Raw genomic sequence first — 3676 nt, 5'->3', positions numbered from 1 at the left:
TCACTCAACCTTCAGCCCGCTGAAATCACACAGTCGCAAAACTCGCGAATCCGGTTATCAGAATAGCTTGATAGCCTGTCTAGGCACAAATGCAGCTTTCGGCTAACTTTTGATAATCGCAGTCAAGACACTGATACACTAATTCATGTTTGTTTAAGCGTATTGTTCGTATTCTTGAGAGTGGCGATGGAAATCGGTCAAAAAGTGCGCGTGCGTCGGTTGCGCGATCGTTCTCCGAAAGCGGTGGTCGATTGCTTGGGTAAGACAGGTGTAATCAACGGATTCAAGATGACAGATGGCAGCGGGATTGGTGTCATTGTGAAGTTTGACAACGGGTTCACGACCTGGTTTTTTGAAGACGAGCTAGAGTCAACCAACTAGCCGCTGACTCAGAACGTCTTTAACCAATGCAAGGAATGCCCTCGATGAGCCAGGACAAACTGAATCCTCCATCAGTACGAGGGCAGTCCAAAAGATTCACTGTTACGATAACCTGAATCAATCTGCAACGAGCAAGACAGTATCCAAAACAGCAGGCTTCAGGCGATGCAAAGCAGTCTTCCCTCTGGGTAATCGGTTTACATTGGCGCATTACATCAGCAAGGAAACCTTTGCTACAGGGCGACTGCTACTAGGCGACAACCGCCAAGCAAATCCTGCTTCAGGATCAGGTAAACTGGCTGCAATGATGATATCTAGGTTTACTTATCATCCGAAGTCATTTGTTCTGGATTCACAGTCTACGGTTGCTAATTTTTGGCAATAAGTTTGCTGTGGGTTGATTTGCTCATACGAGCAGTCCTCTATCGTTAGGCATTTCTGGCAATGGCGTTGATTCTGACATTTTTGGGCAAAGGCGGGACAGGGCGTAGCACGATCGCAGTTGCAGCCGCAAAGCAGCTCGCCGCTCAGGGAAAGCGTGTTTTGTTTGCAGCACAAGACCCAACTCCGGCGATCGATCTTCTGCTCGAAACCGCATTAACGGCTGATCCGCAACCCATTGCTGCCAATTTGCAGGCAGTCAAGCTGTATTCGACTGTGCTGCTCGAACGAAGCTGGGAAGAACTGAAAAAGCTCGAAGCTCAGTATTTGCGATCACCTTTCTTCAAAGCGGTTTACGGGCAGGAGTTAGGTGTGCTTCCCGGTATGGACAGTGCCCTAGCGTTGAATGCGATTCGCGAATATGAAAACAGTGGCAGCTACGATGTCATCGTGTACGACGGCAGTGGCGATTCTGCAACCCTGCGAATGTTGGGAATGCCGGAGATCTTGAGCTGGTATGTTCGTCGATTTCGTCAGGTGTTTGCTGATTCTGATCTGGGCAAGACGATTTCACCCTTTGTGCAGCCGCTTGCCAGCGCAGTTCTCAATGTCAACTGGTCGAGCGGCGATATTTTTTCCCAGCCTGCCGCTGCTCAGGTGAATAACTTACTGGAAGAGGGCAGATCTGCCGTTGCCAACCCCAATCGGGTGATTGCCTATCTAGTCACGGGCACCGATCCTGGTGCAGTGGCAACCGCGCAGTATCTTTGGGGAAGTGCTCAGCAGGTAGGGCTGACGATCGGCGGAGTGCTGCTTAACCAGGCACAGACAACGGAAAATCTGGAAAGCACCTTTGCCCCGCTGAGTGTGCGATCGATTCCTATCAGGCAGGGAGATTGGCAGCCCATTATGTCAGCTTTACCTGATTTTACTCAGGCGACTCAGGCTCCGCGTCCGATTCGGATTGATACCGCAGAGCGCAAAGTTTATCTGTTTCTGCCCGGCTTTGATAAAAAACAGGTGAAGCTAACTCAGTATGGTCCTGAAGTCACGATCGAAGCGGGCGATCAGCGTCGCAATATTTTTCTGCCGCAGCAGTTAAGCGGTAGGCCTGTATCCGGGGCAAAGTTTCAGGAAGGCTATTTAATCATCTCGTTCTAGCGCTAAAAAAACCTGATTAATCTCTGTAATCAATGCTGCTCTAACCATAGGGCAGTTTTTCAATGTACGTAGGTTTCCACAGATATCAAAAGCTTTCATCCAGTTTTCATAGAGCTGATCGGTTAATTTACTCTGTCTTTACAGCGTCGTTTCTAGCTTCTTGTTAATCTCGTATCAGGTTAAATTACAGCAATTCTACGGATTCAAAGGCTCTATCTCAGGCTTTATTTCTAAGTCTTAGTTTGATTGTCATTGGTTCCATTCATCTAAAAATTGCTGGGTACTCTGTTCTAGTTCGTTTTTCTCAAAGCAAGCATGTTCTCACGATAGGTCGCGCTATTCAAGCTGCATCCATTTCAACACTCCGTTACCCGTTCAGATATCTTAGATAGTTTAAGAGCGATGCTCAGCGAACTTAAAGCGAGCAAACCTAACGTGAGCAAGATTAAAGTTTGAGTTCAACAAGTTGGTTCAAAAGTTGATTCAACAAATTTAACTTCAGGCATGCTTCTAGAGTTAAATTGAGTCTTCTTGGAAGCAGCGAACTTGGCTATAAAAGTAAATCCCTTCTAACGCAAGAGGTAGGTGCATGAAAGCAGTCATTCTAGCTGGTGGTTTAGGAACTCGTCTGAGTGAAGAAACAGCAATCAAACCTAAACCAATGGTGGAGATTGGGGGACAACCCATTCTCTGGCACATTATGAAGGTGTATTCCGCTCACGGCATCAATGATTTCATTATTTGCTGTGGTTACAAAGGTTTTGTGATCAAAGAGTTCTTCGCAAATTACTTTTTGCGGATGTCGGATGTCACCTTCGATATGCGTTACAACCAGATGAACATTCATGCTGGAAATGCAGAACCCTGGCGCGTCACGCTGGTTGACACCGGAGAAAATACGATGACGGGCGGACGCCTAAAGCGCGTTCGGGAACACGTCGGTAACGACACATTTTGCTTCACCTACGGAGATGGCGTCGGCAATGTCAATATTACCGAACTCGTCGCATTCCACAAGGCTCAAAAAACCCTGGCGACCCTGACGGCGGTGCAGCCCCCCGGACGATTTGGCGCACTCTCTTTGGGACAAGGACAAACCAAGATCGAGCAGTTTCATGAAAAGCCAACCGGAGACGGAGCCTGGATTAACGGCGGCTATTTTGTGCTGGAGCCAGAGACGATCGACTACATCACTGACGATTCTGTGATGTGGGAACACGAGCCGCTCAGCAAAATTGCCCAGGATAGTGAACTGTCTGCTTTCCGGCATGAGGGCTTTTGGCAACCCATGGATACTCTCCGCGATAAAAACTATCTGGAAGGTCTGTGGCAGAGCGGCAAAGCTCCCTGGAAAGTCTGGTAGTCAATGGGATCAGGATTGGGACGAAAAAAGAACAGTTCGTTATATCTGTTGCTGATTTGTTTAGAGAGAAGCTATGTACGACTTTGCGATTATCGGGGGCGGAATCGTTGGGCTATCCGTGGGGATGGCACTGGGAAAACGATATCCAGACTGCAAAATCTTGCTCCTCGAAAAAGAAAGCCAGTGGGCATTTCACCAAACAGGTAATAACAGCGGAGTAATTCATTCTGGGGTTTATTACAAACCAGGCAGCTTTAAAGCGAAATTTTGTCGCGATGGCTGTGAATCAATGGTGAATTTTTGCCAGGAGCATAATATCCCCCACGAGGTTTGTGGCAAGGTCATTGTTGCAACCGAAGAGAAGGAATTGCCCCTGCTGGAAAACCTGTA

Annotated in this window: 4 protein-coding genes; all 4 read left to right on the top strand. The window is 47.7% G+C overall.

Translation table 11 applies throughout. The annotated features are described in order from the left end of the window. Positions 1-186 precede the first annotated feature (186 nt). Positions 187-381, top strand: coding sequence for a cytochrome b6f subunit PetP (gene petP / locus H6F80_RS01870; RefSeq protein WP_190789921.1), 195 nt, complete (start codon positions 187-189; stop codon positions 379-381). A 444-nt stretch (positions 382-825) separates the two neighbouring features. After that, positions 826-1923, top strand: a complete 1098-nt coding sequence (locus H6F80_RS01865; RefSeq protein WP_190789920.1) for a Get3/ArsA fold putative tail anchor-mediating ATPase NosAFP — start codon at positions 826-828, stop codon at positions 1921-1923. Positions 1924-2512: 589 nt separating this feature from the next. Continuing rightward, positions 2513-3286, top strand: coding sequence for a glucose-1-phosphate cytidylyltransferase (rfbF, locus tag H6F80_RS01860; protein WP_190789919.1), 774 nt, complete (start codon positions 2513-2515; stop codon positions 3284-3286). 73 nt (positions 3287-3359) lie between these two features. Next, positions 3360-3676: FAD-dependent oxidoreductase (locus H6F80_RS01855; protein WP_190789918.1), on the top strand; the 317-nt coding region annotated here is incomplete at its 3' end.

It is taken from the genome of Leptolyngbya sp. FACHB-711 (assembly GCF_014695615.1).
In the GTDB taxonomy this organism is placed as follows: domain Bacteria; phylum Cyanobacteriota; class Cyanobacteriia; order Elainellales; family Elainellaceae; genus Leptolyngbya_A.
Note: the sequence above shows the minus strand (reverse complement) of the source record. Positions and strands in the feature narration are given on the sequence as shown.